This window comes from Rhodococcoides trifolii, from assembly GCF_014635345.1.
GTDB lineage: Bacteria > Actinomycetota > Actinomycetes > Mycobacteriales > Mycobacteriaceae > Rhodococcoides > Rhodococcoides trifolii.
Genome location: NZ_BMCU01000001.1, coordinates 283,158 through 302,357, shown reverse-complemented (window position 1 = coordinate 302,357; position 19,200 = coordinate 283,158). Strand labels below are relative to the sequence as shown.

At 65.7% G+C, this 19,200-nt stretch carries 19 protein-coding genes; 13 read left to right on the top strand and 6 right to left on the bottom strand.

The features are described from left to right. The first annotated feature begins 130 nt into the window (after positions 1 to 130). From IEW02_RS01405 to IEW02_RS01375, 7 genes are all read left to right on the top strand, one after another. Positions 131 to 787 carry an SACE_7040 family transcriptional regulator gene (locus tag IEW02_RS01405; protein WP_308933147.1) on the top strand — a complete coding sequence of 219 codons (657 nt, stop codon included), beginning with the start codon at positions 131 to 133 and terminating at the stop codon, positions 785 to 787. Next, positions 784 to 1,971, top strand: coding sequence for an acetyl-CoA C-acetyltransferase (locus IEW02_RS01400; RefSeq protein ID WP_188542925.1), 1,188 nt, complete (start codon positions 784 to 786; stop codon positions 1,969 to 1,971). The genes IEW02_RS01405 and IEW02_RS01400 overlap by 4 nt, the downstream gene beginning before the upstream one ends. 85 nt (positions 1,972 to 2,056) lie before the next feature. Further along, on the top strand, positions 2,057 to 3,835 hold the full coding sequence (locus tag IEW02_RS01395) for an MFS transporter (protein WP_188542924.1): 1,779 nt from the start codon (positions 2,057 to 2,059) through the stop codon (positions 3,833 to 3,835). 109 nt (positions 3,836 to 3,944) lie between these two features. Continuing rightward, positions 3,945 to 4,196 (top strand): BatC protein, encoded by a 252-nt coding sequence (locus tag IEW02_RS01390; protein WP_188542923.1) that lies wholly within the window; start codon positions 3,945 to 3,947, stop codon positions 4,194 to 4,196. A gap of 32 nt (positions 4,197 to 4,228) precedes the next feature. After that, positions 4,229 to 5,452, top strand: a complete 1,224-nt coding sequence (locus IEW02_RS01385; protein WP_188543927.1) for a cupin domain-containing protein — start codon at positions 4,229 to 4,231, stop codon at positions 5,450 to 5,452. Beyond that, positions 5,449 to 6,345 (top strand): ferredoxin family protein, encoded by an 897-nt coding sequence (locus IEW02_RS01380; protein ID WP_188542922.1) that lies wholly within the window; start codon positions 5,449 to 5,451, stop codon positions 6,343 to 6,345. The genes IEW02_RS01385 and IEW02_RS01380 overlap by 4 nt, the downstream gene beginning before the upstream one ends. Positions 6,346 to 6,402: 57 nt before the next feature. After that, on the top strand, positions 6,403 to 7,119 hold the full coding sequence (locus tag IEW02_RS01375; protein ID WP_229745724.1) for an SIMPL domain-containing protein: 717 nt from the start codon (positions 6,403 to 6,405) through the stop codon (positions 7,117 to 7,119). A 4-nt stretch (positions 7,120 to 7,123) separates the two neighbouring features. On the opposite strand, the gene IEW02_RS01370 is transcribed toward IEW02_RS01375, so the two are convergent. Continuing rightward, on the bottom strand, positions 7,124 to 8,311 hold the full coding sequence (locus tag IEW02_RS01370) for a DUF8462 domain-containing protein (protein WP_188542921.1): 1,188 nt from the start codon (positions 8,309 to 8,311) through the stop codon (positions 7,124 to 7,126). Between the two features lie 287 nt (positions 8,312 to 8,598). On the opposite strand from IEW02_RS01370, the gene IEW02_RS01365 reads away from it, so the two are divergent. Then, on the top strand, positions 8,599 to 9,042 hold the full coding sequence (locus IEW02_RS01365) for a 2-isopropylmalate synthase (RefSeq protein ID WP_188542920.1): 444 nt from the start codon (positions 8,599 to 8,601) through the stop codon (positions 9,040 to 9,042). A gap of 24 nt (positions 9,043 to 9,066) precedes the next feature. On the opposite strand, the gene IEW02_RS01360 is transcribed toward IEW02_RS01365, so the two are convergent. Next, positions 9,067 to 9,642, bottom strand: a complete 576-nt coding sequence (locus IEW02_RS01360) for an Rv1733c family protein (protein ID WP_188542919.1) — start codon at positions 9,640 to 9,642, stop codon at positions 9,067 to 9,069. Positions 9,643 to 9,845: 203 nt separating this feature from the next. Between IEW02_RS01360 and IEW02_RS01355 the strand changes: the two genes are divergently transcribed. The 3 genes from IEW02_RS01355 to IEW02_RS01345 are packed head-to-tail and all read left to right on the top strand — an operon-like array spanning position 9,846 to position 12,710. After that, entirely contained in the window at positions 9,846 to 10,730 is an 885-nt protein-coding gene (locus IEW02_RS01355) for a metal-dependent hydrolase (RefSeq protein ID WP_188542918.1), read from the top strand. Beyond that, positions 10,727 to 11,794 carry a PDR/VanB family oxidoreductase gene (locus IEW02_RS01350; RefSeq protein WP_188542917.1) on the top strand — a complete coding sequence of 356 codons (1,068 nt, stop codon included), beginning with the start codon at positions 10,727 to 10,729 and terminating at the stop codon, positions 11,792 to 11,794. Before IEW02_RS01355 ends, IEW02_RS01350 begins: the two co-directional genes overlap by 4 nt. A 13-nt stretch (positions 11,795 to 11,807) precedes the next feature. Then, a complete protein-coding gene (locus IEW02_RS01345; protein ID WP_188542916.1) occupies positions 11,808 to 12,710 on the top strand; it encodes an alpha/beta fold hydrolase in 903 nt (300 codons plus the stop codon). Here the strand turns inward: IEW02_RS01345 and IEW02_RS01340 are convergent. Further along, positions 12,698 to 12,967, bottom strand: a complete 270-nt coding sequence (locus tag IEW02_RS01340; protein ID WP_371829897.1) for a YchJ family protein — start codon at positions 12,965 to 12,967, stop codon at positions 12,698 to 12,700. The two genes, IEW02_RS01345 and IEW02_RS01340, sit on opposite strands and share 13 nt — an antisense overlap. A gap of 89 nt (positions 12,968 to 13,056) precedes the next feature. Then, a complete protein-coding gene (locus IEW02_RS01335; protein ID WP_229745723.1) occupies positions 13,057 to 13,608 on the bottom strand; it encodes a TetR/AcrR family transcriptional regulator in 552 nt (183 codons plus the stop codon). 68 nt (positions 13,609 to 13,676) lie between these two features. Between IEW02_RS01335 and IEW02_RS01330 the strand changes: the two genes are divergently transcribed. Together IEW02_RS01330 and IEW02_RS01325 are read left to right on the top strand one after the other, a co-directional pair. Then, on the top strand, positions 13,677 to 15,263 hold the full coding sequence (locus IEW02_RS01330) for an MFS transporter (protein WP_229745722.1): 1,587 nt from the start codon (positions 13,677 to 13,679) through the stop codon (positions 15,261 to 15,263). A gap of 64 nt (positions 15,264 to 15,327) precedes the next feature. Next, positions 15,328 to 16,599 (top strand): YhgE/Pip domain-containing protein, encoded by a 1,272-nt coding sequence (locus tag IEW02_RS01325; RefSeq protein ID WP_188542913.1) that lies wholly within the window; start codon positions 15,328 to 15,330, stop codon positions 16,597 to 16,599. Positions 16,600 to 16,613: 14 nt separating this feature from the next. Here the strand turns inward: IEW02_RS01325 and IEW02_RS01320 are convergent, their stop codons facing one another. Beyond that, on the bottom strand, positions 16,614 to 18,095 hold the full coding sequence (locus IEW02_RS01320) for an amino acid permease (RefSeq protein WP_188542912.1): 1,482 nt from the start codon (positions 18,093 to 18,095) through the stop codon (positions 16,614 to 16,616). Positions 18,096 to 18,254: 159 nt separating this feature from the next. Beyond that, positions 18,255 to 19,199, bottom strand: a complete 945-nt coding sequence (locus tag IEW02_RS01315) for an ornithine cyclodeaminase family protein (protein WP_188542911.1) — start codon at positions 19,197 to 19,199, stop codon at positions 18,255 to 18,257. Position 19,200 lies beyond the last annotated feature (1 nt).

The following is a 19,200-nucleotide window of genomic DNA, read 5'->3' as shown; positions in this document are numbered from 1 at the left end:
GCTGGTTTATTCGTGGCAACGGTCACACCGGATGGGCCCGAAGAAGGGTTCCAGACGAGTGAACAGCGAGTAACCCAACCCGGTAGCATTCGAGGTCAGTACATTCGAGCGGAAGCAGTGGGACGCGGCGATGGCCAGTGCAGGGTCGGCAGCAGGGTCGGCAGGGGAACCGATGCCGCAGCCGCTGACGCGCCGTTCTCAGCTCAAGGCCGACCGCCGGCACCAACTTCTGGACGCCGCCGCTCATCTCGTGGCCGAACGGGGTTTCCACGGCGTCCGGCTCGAGGATCTCGGAGCGGCCGTCGGAATCAGCGGCCCGGCCGTGTATCGCCATTTCTCGAACAAGGAAGCTGTCCTGGTCGAATTGCTCGTCGGAATCTCCGAGCACCTGCAGTCCGGAGGCGAGGACGTGGTGCGCAGCAGCACCTCACCCGTGGACGCCGTACGCGGGCTCGTCGACTTCCATCTCGATTTCGCTCTGACGTCTCCCGGATTGATCAGCGTGCAGGGACGCGATCTGGCGAACCTTCCTCCCACCGCGCGTGGGCGCGTCCGGCGGCTGCAGCGGCTGTACGTCGAGTTGTGGGTCCAGGTTCTGTGTTCGGCCGACTCCGGGCGCACCGAAGACACTGCGCGGGTCCAGGCACACGCGGCGTTCGGTCTCCTGAACTCCACGCCGCACTCCACAGGCCGCGTCCCGGACGCGGCCATGAAGGCCGTACTTTCTCGTATGGCCTTGTCAGCGTTGGCAATCGACGTTCGTAACGACAGTAGGGAAACAGCATGAGCACATCGGTCATCGTCGCGGGCGCACGTACCCCCGTCGGAAAACTCATGGGGTCGCTCAAGGACTTCTCCGGCTCCGATCTCGGCGGCATCGCCATCAAGGCGGCACTGGAAAAGGCTGGAGTGTCCGGAGACCAGGTCCAGTACGTGATCATGGGCCAGGTCCTCACCGCCGGCGCCGGGCAGATGCCCGCCCGCCAGGCCGCCGTCGCCGGCGGAATCCCCATGTCCGTTCCGTCGCTCACCATCAACAAGGTCTGCCTGTCCGGCGTGGACGCCATCGCCCTGGCCGATCAGCTCATCCGTGCGGGCGAGTTCGACATCGTCGTCGCCGGCGGACAGGAGTCCATGACACAGGCACCGCACATGCTCGAGAAGTCGCGCGCCGGGTTCAAGTACGGCGACGTGACCATGAAGGACCACCTCGCGTACGACGGCCTCTACGACATCTTCACCGACCAGGCCATGGGCTCGCTCACCGAGTCCTACAACGCCGACGAACAGACACCGCTCACCCGCGAAGAGCAGGACGAGTTCGCCGCGCAGTCGCACCAGCGCGCCGCGGCCGCGTGGAAGAACGGACTCTTCGACGACGAGGTCGTGCCGGTGTCCATCCCGCAGCGCAAGGGCGATCCGCTCGTGTTCGCCGAGGACGAAGGGGTGCGCGCCGACACCACCGCCGACACCCTCTCCAAACTTCGCCCGGCCTTCTCCAAGACCGGATCCATCACCGCGGGCAACGCCTCGACCATCAACGACGGCGCCGCCGCCGTGGTCGTGATGAGCAAGGCAAAGGCGGAGGAACTGGGCATCGAGTGGCTGGCCGAGATCGGAGCCCACGGCGTCGTCGCCGGCCCCGACTCCACCCTGCAACAGCAGCCCGCCCGCGCCATCGCCAAGGCCTGCGAGAAAGAGGGCATCGCCCCCACCGACCTCGACCTCGTCGAGATCAACGAAGCCTTCGCCGCCGTCGGCATCGAATCCACCCGCGAACTCGGTCTCGACCCGCAGAAGGTCAACGTCAACGGCGGCGCCATCTCCATCGGCCACCCCCTCGGCATGTCCGGCGCACGCATCGCACTGCACCTGGCGCTGGAGTTGAAGCGTCGCGGCGGCGGTGTCGGCGCGGCCGCCCTGTGCGGCGGCGGCGGCCAAGGTGACGCGCTGATCATTCGCGTCCCCTAAGCCCCGTCTTTACGACTCGATTACTCACCCACCTCTGAAATACAATTCGCCTATCTAACTAAATTGCGAATTCATAGGTGGGGTCATGACAATCGACGACAAGCCCGACGACTTCGACCAAGGCGACGTGGACACCGTCCGACGACGGCTACGCCTCGACCAGAACCACCCGAACTACAAGTGGATCGCGCTGTCCAACACCACGCTCGGCGTGCTGATGGCCACCATCAACTCCTCGATCGTGATCATCTCGCTGCCCGCCATCTTCCGGGGGATCCACCTCGATCCGCTCGCGGCGGGAAACGTCAGCTATCTGCTGTGGCTCCTGATGGGCTACCTGCTGGCGTCGGCGGTGTTCGTCGTCGCGTTCGGGCGACTGGGGGACATCCACGGCCGAGTCAAGGTCTACAACCTCGGGTTCGTCGTGTTCACGTTCGCGTCGGTCCTGTTGTGCTTCGACTTTCTCGATCAGGGCGCCGGAGCGATGTGGCTGATCGTCTGGCGCGTCGTGCAGGGAATCGGTGGCGCCATGCTGATGGCCAACTCCGCCGCAATCCTCACCGACGCATTCCCGTCGAACCAGCGCGGCATGGCACTGGGTATCAATCAGGTAGCCGCCGTTGCCGGCTCGTTCCTGGGCCTGATCATCGGCGGTGTGCTCTCGGAGTGGAGTTGGCAGGCCGTGTTCTGGGTCAGCGTGCCCATCGGCGTTCTCGGAACGGTGTGGGCCTACCGGTCCCTGCACGAAGTCGCCGCACGCGTCGCCGGCCGGCTGGACTGGTGGGGGACCGTCACCTTCGCGGTCGGTCTCATCGCGCTCCTGTCGGGCATCACCTACGGCATTCAGCCCTATGGTGATTCGCCGACAGGCTGGGGCAACCCCTGGGTGCTCGGCGCCATCATCGGCGGCATCGCGTTCCTCGGAGCGTTCTGCTGGGTCGAATCGGTTGTCGCGCAACCGATGTTCCACCTCTCGCTGTTCCGCAATCGCGCGTTCGGGCTGGGCAACCTTGCGGGCCTCATGGCGTCGGTCGGCCGCGGCGGCCTCCAGTTCATGCTGATTATCTGGCTACAGGGCATCTGGCTTCCGCTGCACGGATACAGCTACGAGTCCACCCCGCTGTGGGCCGGGATCTACCTGCTACCTCTCACCGTCGGCTTCCTCGCGGCGGGTCCCGTTTCGGGATACCTGTCGGACCGCTATGGGGCACGGCCGTTCGCGACCGGAGGTCTCGCACTGGTCGCCGTGACGTTCGTCCTGCTCCTGGTCATTCCCGTCGACTTCGACTACTGGGTGTTCGCAGCAATCGTGTTCCTCAACGGTGTCGGGTCGGGCCTGTTCTCCTCGCCGAACACCGCGGCGATCATGTCCAGCGTCCCCGCCGAACAGCGCGGAGCGGCGTCGGGGATGCGGGCGACGTTCTTCAATGCCGGATCGGCCCTGTCCATCGGGATCTTCTTCTCGCTCATGATCGCCGGGCTCTCGCACACCCTCCCCGGAGCACTGACGTCGGGACTGACGGGGCAGGGCGTGCCTGCCGACGTGGCGAACACCGTCGCAGGGCTGCCTCCCGTGGGCAGCCTGTTCGCGGCGTTCCTCGGATTCAACCCGATCCAGGAACTCCTCGGTCCCACAGGCGTTCTGGGGCAGGCAGGAGTGAACACCGACGTCCTCACCGGACAGAGCTTCTTCCCGAACCTCATCAGCGGTCCGTTCCATTCCGGTCTGGTGGTCGTGTTCGTCGCGGCCGCGATTCTGATGGTGATCGGGTCCGTGGCGTCGCTGCTCGCCGGCGGTCGGTACGTGCACGACGAAGCGGAAGAACTGAGAGAAGCGGACGACCGGGCATTGGCCGATCACTGAACCGAGTCGGTGTGGTGAGTTATGCCGTTCACTGTTTGAATGGAGCCCGCTCGGTCAACACTGATGACATGCCTGTAGACCAGGTATGGATGGCAACGAGAGGAATTCGATGAGCATCAACGACGACGACATCACCACATCCGGAGCCGCAGGCGGCGAGGGTCCCGCTGACGGCGGATCCAACCCCGGCGGACACGACGGTGGAGCCGACGGCAGCGCAGCACCCGGCGAGGGCACCGCTGACGGCGGTTCGAACCCGGACGGCCACGACGGCGGAGCCGACGGCAGCGCAGGCGAGGGCACGGCCGACGGCGGCTCGAACCCGGACGGCCACGACGGCGGAGCCGACGGCACCGCGTAGTTCTGCGTCCATTGAACACACTGCGTGACGGGATGCGCGGGCCGGAGAACCGGTCCGCGCTTTCTCGTTGCATCTCACACGACACGAAACGCTTCGCCGACGAATTCTGGGGCCGCGCACCGCTGCTCAGTCGCGCCGACGAATTGCCCACGCCGTTCACCGACCTTCTGTCCGTCGATGCCGTCGACGAGCTCGTCGCCGAGCGTGGTGTGCGCACACCGTTCCTGCGCATGGCGCACGAGGGCTCGGTTCTGCCGCGTGAGTCCTACACGGCGTCCGGTGGTTTCGGTGCGGAGATGCCCGACCAGGTCGATTCCGCGAAGGCGTTGGCCGAGTTCGCCGCCGGCGCCACGATGGTGTTGCAGGGTCTGCATCGACTGTGGCCCCCACTGATTCGGTTCTCCCGAGACCTCGTCGACGACGTGGGTCATCCGGTACAGATCAACGCGTACGTGACACCGTCGTCGTCGCGTGGTTTCGATCCCCATTACGACGTGCACGACGTGTTCGTACTCCAGGTCAGTGGCGAGAAGCGCTGGCTGATACATCCGCCGGTTCACGAGCATCCCCTGTCGAACCAGCCCTGGACCGACCACCGGTCCGCGGTCGAACGTATGGCGGCCACCGAACCCACCCTCGATGTCGTTCTGCGCGAAGGTGATTCGCTGTACATCCCGAAGGGCTGGATCCACTCGGCCACGGCGCTGGGCGAGACGTCCATACATCTCACCGTGGGAATGGCCGCGTTCACGCGTTACGACGTCGCACTGCAGATGCTGAAGACGTGGGCCGACGACCCGGCCATGCGGTCGCCGCTACCGCTCGGCATCGACCTCACCGACGTCGATGCCGTTGCACCGCACGTCCTTTCCACGCTCGACGCACTCGGCGCCGTGGACACCGATCCGCAGGCGGTCGCCGAACGCATTCGTTCGCGTTTCCTCGACACCACCCGCCCCGAGCCAGTGCGCCCACTCCGTACGGTGGCGACGATGGCAAGCCTGACCGACGCGGACGAGGTGATCTGGCGACACGGGTCGAGCGCGCGAATCGTCGAGGGTGCCGGAGGTGTCTCCGTCGTGTTGCCCGGCAAGACGGTGACCCTCCCTCTCGTCTGTGCTCCCGCCGTGCGGCGGTTGCACGAGGGAAAACCTGCCCGCGCAGGCGAACTCGACGGTCTCGACGCCGACGACTCGAAGGTCGTGGTCACGCGGTTGCTGCGCGAGGGAATCCTCGTGCCCGGTCGGAAGAGATGACACCACGCTCGGATCCGAACTGGCGACCCTGCAGCGACTGCGCACTCGAACGCGGTGACAATCTCGAAGGCACCGGATCACGCGGGTTGCAGTGGTTCCTGATCGAGCTGTCGGGATCCTGGGGCCATTCGGCGTTCATCGACTCGCCCGGCGTGATCGACTCGGGCCTGGGCAGAGACATCGTTCGCCGCATCGAACGAGCAGGCATGCGGCCCTTGGCCATTCGCCGAACCGGCCGGCGAGCAGAGCCGGACGTGTGGCGGTGGGCGTTCGTCGACTCGCGGCCCGGCCACGAAACGATTCGGTGGGGCCGCGTCGACACACCCCGAGAACTGCTCGACGTCCCGCTGGACGGGTCGACCGGTTCTCCCTCCACGGACCCGATCGTGGTGGTCTGCACGCACGGGCGGCACGATCAGTGTTGCGCCGTCCACGGCCGCCGAGCCGCGCAGGCACTCGACGCGACGCATCCCGAGCAGATGTGGGAGTGCTCGCACCTCGGTGGGGACCGCTTCGCGGCAACGATGGTGATGTTCCCCCACGGGTTCTACTTCGGCCGTGCCGATCTGACCGACACGAGCACGTTGTTTCAGCAGTACACGCAGGGGACGGTGGACACACGCTTCGTACGTGGACGCAGTTCGCTGTCCAACCCGGTACAGGCGGCCCAGCATCACGCACGACTGATGCTGCAGGACAACAGAATCGACACACTCGCACCGCTGTCGGAGTCCGTCGAGCACGATGTGTGGACGATCGTCCTGGCCCATGACAGCGGTAGCGACGTCACCGTCACCCTCGAGCAGGGGTGGTCGACGCCCATCCTGACCACCTGCGACGCGAGCATCCCCGGTCCGGTGCGCACCTTCACACTGCGCAGCATCACCCACTGACGCCGGATCCGTAGCCAGGTCTTTCCAACTCGGCACCGGCAGTGGACAATACGGGCGGTGAAACGGAAACTGGCAGCCGCACTCGTGCTCACGACGGCCCTGACCACAGCGTGTGGAAGCAGCTCCCCTACGGCAGGATCGGGCGACGGGCCTCCCAGCGTGTCGGTCAACGGTCTCGGCGAGGTCCAGGGCACTCCGGACACTCTGACCACCCAGATCGGCGTCGAAGCTGTGGCGACCGACGTGACCGCAGCCATCGAACAAGCGAACACGGCGGTCACCTCGGTGACCGACGCGATCGTCGCTGCCGGCGTCGATCGCAGCGATGTGCAGACGCAACAGGTGTCGATCGACCCGCAGTACTCCGGCGGATTTTCGGGCGACACCTCCGAGATCTCCGGCTACCGGGCGACGAACACCTTGCGGGTGACCGTCCGCGATCTGTCGAAGGCGTCGTCCGTGCTGGGCGACGCGACGACGGCCGGCGGCAACGCGACCCGTGTCTCCGGGGTGTCGTTCCGCATCGACGACAACTCGGCACTCGTCGCGGACGCCCGATCGCGTGCTTTCGCCGACGCACGCGACCGCGCCGAGCAATACGCGACGTTGTCGGGCGGCGAACTCGGGGGCGTCCTGTCCATCACCGAGAACATCACCGGCCAGGAGCAACCGATGACGCTGAGCGATCGCAGTTCCGCGAGTTCGGCGGTTCCCATCGAGCCCGGGCAGCAGACCGTCGGCGTGTCCGTGGCCGTCGAGTGGGCACTGAACTGACCCGCTAGTCCGCCTGCCCGCGCAGATAGCGTCCGAAGTGCGGAACGGTGAACCCGATCGACCCTCGCTCCGCCGAGTAGATGAGGCCCTTCTTGATGAGCCCGTCGCGTGCCGGGGACAGCGACGCCGGACGCCGACCGAGTTCCGACGCGATCTTCGCGGTCGCCACCGGCCCGTCGTCGCCGGACAGATCGGCCATGGCGCGCATGTACTCCCGCTCGGCGGGAGTGGCTCGCTCGTAGCGAGAGCCGAAGAACCCCACGGCCAGTTCGTCTTCCGCGGTGGGTGCCGCCACCCGAACATCGGCGTCGGTGATCGGGCTCGCCGCGGCGTGGTCCCACGTCGCCTTGCCGTACGCCTGCACGAAGTACGGGTAACCGTCCGCCGCGGCGTACAGGGCATCGAGGGCGCCGGACGTGAATTCGACGTCCTCGCGCTCGGCCGGCGCGATCAGCGCCTGATCCGCGGACGCGCGATCGAGCCGGTCGATGCGGTGGTAGCTGAACAGCCTCTCCGAGTAGCTCTTCGACGCCGACAACACCGCCGGTAGATGCGGCAGCCCGGCACCGACCACGATCAGCGGCGCCGCATCCTGGCTCAGTTCGTGGCACGCGCCGCAGATCGCGGAGACGTCCTCGGCGGCGAGATCCTGCATCTCGTCGATGAAGATGGCGATGCCCACCCCGACGTCCCGCGCGAGGGACGCCGCATCGAGCAGCAGTTCGACCAAGTCGATCTCGATGTCGCCGGTGTCGGCGCGGCCCTTCAGCGCAGGCGCATCGATGCCGGGTTGCCATTTGTCGCGCATTCCCTTGTCGGCGGACGCCTTCAGCGCGAAAGACTTGAGCACACCCAGGAATTCGTCGACTCGGTCGGGGTCCCGATGAGACGCGGCTATCTCGCGGACGGCCATGTGCAATGCGGACGACAGGGGCCGGCGCAGGTCCTGATCGGGCCGCGCCTCGATCTTGCCCGTTCCCCACCGACGCGAAATGGCCGCCGATCGCAGGTGGTTGAGCAACACGGTCTTGCCCACACCGCGGAGCCCGGTGAGCACCACACTGCGTTCCGGCCGGCCACGCGCGATGCGCTCGAGCACCACGTCGAACGCGTCGAGCTGCTTGCTTCGTCCCGCCAGTTCGGGCGGACGTTGTCCGGCGCCGGGGGCGTACGGATTGCGCACGGGATCCATGGCGCGACGCTAACAAGTTCGACAGGCAATTCTGCGGCTCTCTAGCGCGTGTCCTAGACACAAAACGGCGACATGAGCGTCTACCGAAATCTTGCGCGGAGGCTAGAAAGACGAATACTCCGGTGGTCACGGCCGTGCTTGCCTGACGTCACCGCGCCGGGTTACTGTGATTGCATGTCGCGTGTACTCGTAGTACGTCACCGTAGCGGGGTCTGATTCGGACCGACCCCTCGCTGCGGGTCGTTCGCTACCAGTCGGTCCTTCCTCTACACCGGAAGAACCCCGAAATGACTACTTCACACGCATTCCTCGACTCGTTCTCGACTCCTGCGATGCCGCGAGCTCTGCATGCCGAGGCGCAGGGCATGTCCTTCACCGACTTTCGCGCCACGTACTCGCCGACCTTCGGGCCACTGCGGCTCGGTAGCTGGGAGTCCACCGCATGCGGCTCGGGACGGTACGACTGTGCCGCCACTTTCGCGGTCGCCGACACCATTCACAGCGCCGCGATCACCGCGTTCGGTCCGGCCGAGGCCATGACGTCGATGCTCTACGAGGCCGGCATCCATGTCGAGATCACGTCGTTCCATCAGCAGCCGACCGAGACGGGCACCGTCACGTTCGCCCTGTGCAGCAACGGTCATCGCACTGCGTGGGCGATGGGGAGCGGCGCAACATCGTTCGAATCCACCGCGCGGGCCATCGTCGCCGGGGCCAATCGGTTGCACTGAACGGAAGTCGGTAGCCCGTTCGGATCAGGCGAAGAAGCGGTACAACGCGTCGTCCCACATCGCGTCCCGGTGACGGTCCAACTGCCGGCGGACGGCCCACCCGAGCAGGGCCAGCACGCTCACCACGGTGATGACGGTGACGATCACGGCAAAGATCGAGACGACGGTGATGTCGGTGCTGCTGGCTGCGGGTGCGGACGGCAGACCGGCTTCGTCGACGACCAGGTCGGTCTTGGTGCCTGCCAGAGCGCCGGCGGTGACCGTCACCTGCCCGTCGTGCTCGATACCGTCCACGGTCCACTTCGCGGGGACGGCCATGGAGGGAGGCGTCGAGTAGTCAGAGGTCATCATCGTGAACTTCGGCGCGTCTTCCAGCGTCGTCGCCTCGACAGTGCGTGTCGACGCGGCGATCTGGTCGGACAGTTGTTCCTGCTGGCTGTACGTCGAGAAGCCGAGCCACAACGCGAGGGGGACGGTGGCCACGATCAAAGCGACGGTGATGCGGTGCACGGCCCGCTCGATGCGGTCGACGGTGCGCAGGAGTGGGCTTTCCGTACTGCCGACCGTGTCACGCCCGGTCAGGCTGCTGAACTTGTCCATCCGCTGATTACCTCGATCGATGTAGTCCCCGCAACCGTCTCATTACCTTCTCTCATGATTCGCAGACCTCCTACACCACGCAAGGCTTCTTGACCAGCATCACATGTGTTCGCCCGCACGTTTCGTAGCCGGAACGCCTTTACCGTTACGCTCCGTCATAGTAACTTGTCGTCATAGGCAAGATCGTCGACGAGAGGCACTCCATGACTGGCACCGAGACGGACGATCTCGTCCTGCAGGCACGCGACGTGCATTTCGACTGGGACGAACTTCCGATGCACTGGATTCCGAACGATCCGTTCTCCACCCACGTGCTCAACGTCCTGCACCTTCTCCTTCCCGCGGGCGAGGAATGGTTCGTCGAGACGTTCAAGCAGGCGCTGCCGTTCATCGAGGACGAGAAACTGCGTGACGACGTCGTCGGTTTCATCGGCCAGGAAGCGATGCACTCCAACGCCCACGCGGGTGTGCTCGAACATCTGAAGGAGAGCGGGCTGGATCCGACGCCGTTCACCGAACAGATGAACTGGATCTTCTTCAAGGTCATCGGACCGCGACCCGTCACCAGCGCCCGGTCCAAGAACCATCTGGTCGAAAGACTTGCGCTGATCGCAGCGATCGAACACGTCACGGCGTTCCTGGGCGACTGGGTTCTCAACGCCGACGGCCTCGACCGCGCCCGCATTCACCCCACGATGCTGGACCTCCTGCGGTGGCACGGCTCGGAGGAGGTCGAACACCGTTCCGTCGCGTACGACACGCTGCGCTACTTCGACAAGCGCGAGGTGCGCCGACTGCGGACCCAACTCATCGCGGGCCCGATGATGGTCTACCTCTGGATGCGGGGCACGCGCTTCCTCATGGCCAACGACCCCGAGCTGCAGGGCAACTCCGCGAAACGCCGTCGCCCGACCCCGATCAAGTGGTGGCGAGCCGCACGGAAGGGCACCTTGCCGTCCGCCGTGGAGCTGACCGTCCGTTACTCGCACTACTTCCATCGCGGCTACCACCCCAGCCACGAGGGATCCACGGAGCAGGCAATCGCCTATCTTGCGAAATCACCTGCAGCGCAGGCGGCTACGAGATGATCGACGGGCCGCTGGATCTACGCGGCCGACCACGACCCGATCGCATCCTGTCGGCGATCGGTCTCGTGGTCAACAACTATCTCGGTGCGGTGTCCCGCTTCGCGTACGACGAGTCCGTCGCGGGTACCGACCGATCCGCAGCACTCGAACTCGCGGTCGACTCCATACGCCCCGGTACAGCCGACGGCGAGGTCGCGGTGATCGAACTGGTCGATCCGTCCGGAGACGAACTCCCGGCGTGGAAACCCGGTTCGCACATCGACATTCACCTCGGCGGCGGCGTGCGTCGTCAGTACTCGCTGTGCGGTGACCCCGCAGATCGGGGCCGCTATCGCGTCGGCGTGCGACGCATCCCGTCCGGCATCGGATCCGGCTTCATGCACGCCCTGCTCGCCGGATCGACGGTCACCGTTCGCGGCCCCCGCAACGCATTCCCGTTCGCAGCCGAACCCAGCGTGCTGTTTCTCGCCGGCGGTATCGGCATCACACCGATCCTGCCGATGGTGCGCGCCGCGCGTGACCGCGGACTCGACTGGCGGTTCGTCTACGCCGGACGCTCGCGCGAGTCGATGCCGTTCCTCGACGAGATCGAATCGTGGGAATCCGACCGCGTCCGCATCCACACCGATGTCGACAATGGATTTCCCACGACCGACGACCTGCTCGGCGACGCGCCCGACGGCGGTGCCGTCTACTGCTGCGGACCGCCTCCGATGCTCGCTGCCGTACGTTCCGGATTCAAGCAATGTCCGGCGATCGCACTGCATTTCGAGCGCTTCGGGCCTGCGCCCATCGTCGACGGCCGAGCCTTTCAGGTGCAACTCGTCTCCTCGGGACAGATTCTGGACGTCCCTGCCGACCGCTCCGCGTTGTCGGTGATCAAGGAACAGGAGCCGAACATCGGGTACTCGTGCCAACAGGGTTTCTGCGGAACGTGCAAAGTCCGGGTGCTGTCCGGGATTCCGGATCATCGCGAGAAACGACTCACCGACGACGAGCGCGCCGACCACATGCTGATCTGCGTCTCCCGCGCCGATCGGACGCGGCTCGTTCTCGACCTCTAGTTCAAGGAGCACGTTGATCACCGTTCGAAGTCAAGACGTCGACCTCGCAGTGTTCGAGACCGGCAACCCCGAGGGGCCCACGCTGGTGCTCGTCCACGGGTGGCCCGACACGCACGCGCTATGGATGCACGTAGTTCCGTTGCTGAAGGACAAGTTTCGCATCGTGAGCTACGACTCCCGTGGAGCGGGCCAGAGCACGACCCCGCCGCGGACGTCGGACTTCACTCTCGACAAGTTGGCCGCCGACTTCTACGCCGTGATCGACGCCGTCAGTCCGGACGCGCCCGTCCACGTGCTGGCGCACGACTGGGGCGGCGTCGAAGTCTGGGAAGCTGCCGCGGAACCTCGCGCAGCGCAGCGTATCCGGTCCTACACATCGGTCAGCGGCCCGAATCTCGACCATCTCGGCAAATGGTCGAGGGCGCGCCTGAAGCGACCGACACCCCGCAACCTCGCGCAGGTGTTCGCGCAGGTTCGCGCGTCCTGGTACACCGTGACGTTCCACATCCCGCCGCTCGCACGGTTGCGCGCCAAGCGCTACTACCGCAAGGGCTGGGCGAACTTTCTGAAGACGTTCTCGAACGTCGATCCGTCTCGCGTGGAGATGTCGCCGACCCTCCTCGAGGACGCGCTGAACGGCGGCGCCCTCTATCGCGCCAATCTCGTTCCGCGCCTGACCCGTCCACGCGAACGGTACGTCGACATCCCGGTGCAGCTCATCGTGAACACCGAGGACGTCGCCGTGCGTCCGTTCCACTACGACGACACCGGGCTGTGGGTGAAAGACCTGCGCCGCAACGACATCGAGGCCGGACACTGGTCACCGCTCTCGCATCCCGAACACCTGGCGCGGTTGACGACGGAGTTCGCGCTCTCGGTGGAGGCGCGGGACTCGGCCGAACATCAGTCCAGGTAGGTCCACAGGCCGTCGACGCGGGTGAAACGGCTGTGCTGCCGCATGGACCCGGGCCGACCCGCTTGTCGATAGTGCGCCACGAACTCGACCGTCCCGTCGTGATGGAACAACCCGCCGTTCTGTGATTCGAGCACCTCGAGCCCGGTCCATTCCTGGTCGTCGTCGAGATCGAGCCGTTTCGGACGGGTCGACGGATGCCAGGTGCGGAGCAGGTAGTCGCGGTCGCCGCGTGCGAAGGCGGTGAACCGCGATCGCATCAACCGTTCGGCCGTCGGGGCGGTTACCGACCCCTCCAGCAGGGGACCGCAACACGAGGCGTAGTCCGGTCCGAACCCGCACGGACACATCATCGCGGGTCGACCAACCGGCCCACCGCGTCACCGATCACCCGTCGACGACGCCCGATCTCCGTCTCGTCGACATCGGTCTCCGAGTGAGGCATGGTGGCCCAGCTGAACACCACGCCGAAGATCATCGTCAGCAGATCGTCCGCCCGCCACGTCGAATCGACGACGCCGTCGGCCTGAGCCTTCTCCACGAGTTGTATGCGATCGAGCATCGTCTGCTCGGCCGAGGCGATCCGCTGTCCGTCGCCCTGCAGTTGTGCCCACAGCAACATGCGCAGATCGCCGTCCGTGGTCGACAGGTGCGAGAAGCTCGCGAGGGCATACGCCGTCAGATCTCGCGGGGTGAAGGGCACCGAATCGACGAACCGCGCGAAACCGGCCTCGAGCACCGCCTCGAAGAGCTTGTCCTTGTCGCCGAAGTAGGCGTAGAGCCGTTCTTTGCTCGCCTTCGCGGCCACGGCGATCCGGTCGACGCGAGCGCCGGCGAGTCCGTGATGCGAGAACTCCGTGCGAGCTGCGCCCAATATGCGGTCCCGGGTGTCCGATTTCACAGCCGATATTCTACCCCAACCAACCAGTTCGTTTGACGGGTGTCGGAGGTCCCCGGTAAATTTCTCCCGTGACTTCACCGAGCAACGCGACCGATCTGGCGCACGCGAACCCGAACTACGAACGCCGCTGGCTGGTGCTCTGCATCGTCGCGATCACTCAGCTGACCATCGTGCTGGACGCGACAATCGTCAACATCGCCCTGCCGCAGGCTCAGGAGGATCTGGGCATCAGCGACGGAAGCCGCGCGTGGGTCATCACCGCGTACGCGCTGTCGTTCGGTGCGCTGCTGCTGCTCGGCGGTCGCATCGCCGACTACTGGGGCCGCAAGCGCTCGTTCCTCGTGGGTATGGCCGGCTTCGCCATCGCGTCCGCAATCGGCGGTCTCGCGCAGGAGGGGTACCAACTCTTCATCGCACGCGCCGGACAGGGCGTCTTCGCCGCACTCCTCGCGCCCGCCGCGCTCGCGATCCTCACCACCACCTTCACCGACGAGAAGGAACGCGCCAAGGCGTTCGGTGTCTTCGGTGCGATCGCAGGCGGCGGCGCCGCCGTCGGCCTGCTCCTCGGCGGTGTCCTCACCGAATACGCGAACTGGCGCTGGTGCCTGCTCGTGAACGTCCCCGTCGCCATCTTTGCCGCGGCTGCGGCGATTCCGCTGGTCAAGGAAAGCAAGGCCGAGGGCAACACGAAGTACGACGTCCCCGGCGCCGTGCTGGTCGCACTCGGACTGGGCTCGCTCGTCTACGGCTTCACCAAGGCCGAAGACGGCTGGTCCAACGTCTCCACCCTCAGCTTCATCGCCCTCGGAATCGTGCTGCTGGCCGCGTTCGTGGTCGTCGAGGCCAAGTCCGATCACCCGCTTCTTCCGCTCGGTGTCCTCTTGGACCGCGATCGCGGGTCGGCCTACCTGGGCTCGGCCATCATCGGTGCCGCCCTCCTCGGTGGCACGTTGTACCTGACGTTCTACTTCCAGATCGTGCTCGGCTTCAGCCCCGTCGTGGCCGGCGTCGCGTCGCTGCCCATGACCGCGGGCATCATGATCACCGCCGGTGCGGCGTCCGCCCTCATGCCCCGAGTCGGACCGAAGCCGCTCATGGCCGCCGGTCCCGTCGTCTCGGCCGTCGGATTGGTACTGCTGACGCAGATCGGCGTCGACACGTCCTACTGGACCCACGTTCTGCCCGGCGTTCTTCTTCTCGGCCTGGGATTGGGCCTGCTGATGGTGCCCATGCAGAACGTTGCACTCATCGGCGTCGCCGATCACGACGCCGGCGCAGCCAGCGCCCTCGTCAACGCGGCACTGCAGATCGGCGGCGCCCTCGGCACCGCCGTCTTCACCACCATCTACACCTCCGCCAAGTCGTCGTACATGAGCTCCAACGCCGCGCCCGTTCCCCCGGCCGGTGTTCCGCCCGAAGCGCTTGCGTCGCAAACGCTTCCGTCTGACGAAGCCCTCGCCGCGCTGCCCGAACCCATCCGGAATTTCATCAACTCGACCATCGACTACATGTTCTCGGCCGAGGTCTCCGGATACGCGCACGCGTTCGCCGCGGCTGCGGTCATGGTCATCATCATCACGCCGATCGTGCTGTTCCTCGTCCGCGCGAAGAAGGACGACCTGCCGGCCGGTGACACACCGGTGCACATGGGCTGAGGCTTCGGCTTTCGTAGGCTCTGCATTTCAGGGGTCCGGCGCGGCCACAGTTACCGTGGAGTTCATGGTCCACACTTCCTCGGCGACACGTCGGCGCTGGCCGATCGTCGTCGCACTGATCGCAGTCCTTCTCGTCATCGGAGTGGGCGCGTACACCGCGATCAGCAGCGGCGGGGATCGGGCACCGAAGGTCCTCGTCCTGAACAACGACGACGGCGTGACCGTCGGGACCACGACCGTCGAAGCCGGCACGGACTTCGCCGACAACCTCACCCAGTCGACAGCGTTCGACTGGACCGTCACCAGCGGTGAGCGTCCGACGGGCACCTTCGACGCAACCGTCACGGTGCCGGCCGGATTCTCCACCGCACTGAACTCGACCACGGGAACGACACCGGAGCAGGCACAGTTGAGTGTCGACGGCGCGGCCGATCCGACTCTCGTCGCACTCGTCGACGCCGCAGCCGACCGGACGTCGTCCACGGGTGTCCAAGGGCTACTGACCCAGACGGCGCGTGCGAAAGCGCAACTGCAGCAAGCTCTTCTCCCGTCGCAGCTCCTCGCCGCCGCCACGAAGGGTGCCGGCGCTCAGGGCGAACAGCTACTGGGAAGCGTCGATCAGTTTCTGCCGTTCCTGCAGACAGCGAGCTCCGGCGCCGATCAGCTGGTTGCGGCGTCGGACAACGTCTCCCGCCTCGTCGACGGAGCCCGCCAACCCACAGCCGATCTGTCCGCACGGCTCAATCAGGCGGGGCTGACCATCGCGGACGTGACCCGAGGTGCCGATCAACTGCGTGGGCTGCTCGACACAGTGCAGAACACGTTGCGCGCCAACGGTATCGATGCGGCCCCGGTAGTGCAGACACAGTCGGACATCGCTCTGGCCACGAACCAACTGACCAGTTTCTCGACCTTGCTCGGGAGCGGGCCGGACACGCTGTTGGGGAGCGCAGTTCAGAACGGCTACGACCAGCTCGCCGAGATATCGGCTCAATTGTCCAGCGCCGGTTCCCAATTGCAAGCCGCTATCGGGCCCATCGCCGAGGGCGCTCCGCAGTTGCTCGGCGGTGCGAAGGACCAGATTCTGGGTGCCATCACGCAGCTGTCGACATTGTCGGACACCATCGGCAAGCAGATCGGCGCGGGAGTCTCCGCCCTACCGTCCACATCGACCGCACTGTCCTCCGTCCTGAAGGATCCGGTGAACGTGACGTACGCGTCGACGACCGGGCAGTCGACCGAGTCGACGAACTGGGTGCCGTTTCTGTTCGGCGCCGTCATCGTCGTCCTGGCCGTCCTGCTGGTGTTCACCAGTGTGCGCCCTCGACGCCCCTGAGTCAGGGGAGCGAGCTACTTGTCCTCCGGCAGCGGCCGATTCGCCACCACCGGGTACTCACCGGTGTAGCCGATCCGCTCCTGCGCCATGGCCAGCACCTTGCCGCGTGCTGCGTACCAGCCGCCGATCAACGCGGGAACGATGATGATCAGCGTTGCGAGAGTCCAGGTTCCGATGGGGCGGTCGAAGCCCATGAGCACCAACACGGCGAACAGGAACACCAGCGTGACGTAGCTCGAGTACGGCGCCCACGGCATCTGGAACGTCGGCCTCGACAGAATCCCCTTCTGCGCCCAGCGGTACAGCTGGATCTGGCAGATCACGATGGTGCCCCACGATGCGACGATGCCGAGTGCGGACATGTTCAGCACGATCTCGAATGCTTCACCCGGGTTGAACGCGTTCAGTGCGACGCCGAACAGCGTGATGAAGCCGGTCAACAGGATGCCGCCGAACGGCACACCGTTCTTGCTCATCTTGCCGGTGAAGGCGGGGGCACTTCCGTTCATCGCCATGGATCGCAGGATGCGGCCCGTGGAGTAGAGGCCGGCATTGAGACTCGACAGTGCGGCGGTGAGCACGACGATGTTCATGATGGTGCCGCCGCCCGCCAGCCCGATCTTGCCGAAGAAGGTCACGAACGGGCTCGTCCCCTTCTCGTAATCCGTGTACGGCAGCAGAAGAGCGAGCAGGACGAGCGAGCCGACGTAGAAGATTGCGATACGGGCGATCACGGAGTTGATCGCCCGCGGCATGATCTTTTCCGGGTTCTCGGTCTCACCGGCTGCGGTACCGACCAGTTCGACTGCTGCGTAGGCGAACACGACACCGGAGGTCACGATGACGAGCGGGAACAGTCCGGTCGGGAAGAGGCCACCCGCGTCCTGAATCAGGCTGAAGCCGGCCTTGTGCCCGTCGATGTCGATACGGCCCGCGAGGAACACGGTGCCGATGACGATGAACGCAACCAGCGCAACGACTTTGACCAGGGCGGCCCAGAACTCCAACTCACCGAACAGCTTCACCGAGATCAGGTTCATCGCCAAGACGATCACCAATGCGATGAGCGCGATGGTCCACTGCGGAATGCCCTTGAAGGCGCTCCAGTAATGCATGTAGGTCGCGATGGCTGTCGTGTCGACGATGGCGGTCATCGCCCAGTTGAGGAAGTACAGCCACCCGGCGGCGAACGCTGCTTTCTCACCGAGGAATTCGCGAGCGTAGGAGACGAACGATCCCGACGACGGCCGGTGCAGCACCAGCTCGCCGAGCGCCCGCAGGATGAGGAAGACGAAGAACCCGCAGATCGCATAGACGATGAACAGACCCGGCCCGGCCTCGCGGAGACGAGTACCGGCACCGAGGAACAGGCCGGTACCGATCGCACCGCCGATGGCGATCATCTGTAGCTGTCGGGGTTTGAGCCCCTTGTGATATCCCTCGTCCTCGTGGGACAACGCGGAATTGTCGTATGCAGCGCCTTGAACGTCGGTCATCGGAAGATCCTTCGATCGGAAGTTGCGGCCACGCTGCTGCAGCCGCAGATAATCTGACGGAAAATCGAAGGTATCGCCGGGAGACCGGTGATGCACGGGCTGTCTGTAAACAGTGGATGACAGCGGTGAAATATGAGTCTCAGCTGGACAATTCGGACATCAGGCCGACATCGCGCGCAGCACCAACGTCGCTGCCGCGAGGTCTTGCAAACCGAGGCCGACCGAGTCGAACAGGGTGATGTCGCGATCCGATCGCCTTCCCACGACACTCCCGGCAATCACGGCACCGAGTTCGAGGTCGGCCGCACCGGAGTCGATACGTCCTTCGGCAACGGCGAGCAGAAGGTCACCGGATTTGGCCAGGGAGGTCGCTCGACTGTCGACGACCACTCTCGACCGCGCCATCCCCTCACCGTCGATCTCTCGGTGGTCCGGACGGGGCGGCGCCCCTACTGCGTTGACGTGCAGACCGGGCTCGAACCAGGCACCCTGCACGAGCGGGTCACGCGACGGTGTCAGCGTGCACAGCACGTCGGCAGCCTTGACGGCGTACTCGATCGTCGGCGCAACCTCGACGATCAATCCGAGTGATTGCGTTGCAGCGCGGTACTTCTCGACGGTGCTCTCCGAACGCGACCACACCACGACACGTTCGAGCGGTCTGACCGCCGCAATCGCGAACGTGTGCTCGACGGCGAGGTTTCCCGCACCGACCAGGCCGAGCGTGACGGCGTCACGCCGAGCGAGATGATCGGTCGCGACGGCGCTGGTGGCCGCCGTACGCACCTTGGTGATCGCGCGACCGTCGAGCACCGCGACGGCTTCTCCGGTCTTCGTCGACGTGACCACCATCGTCGACCGCTGTACCGGCAGGCCTGCCGATCGGTTGGCCGGGAGGTCGGAGAGCACCTTGACGATCGCGAGGTCGCCGTGCGCGGCGGCCATGGGCAGCACGGTCCCGTTCCCCTGCACCGGCATTGCCACCGGTGCAGGGTTGACGGCGTCGCCCGTCGCGAGGTCGGCGAGCGCCTGTTCGACGGCCCGCCGTACCTCGTCTCGATCGAGAAGTCCCACGATGTCGTCGTGCCCCAGGACGAGGACCATC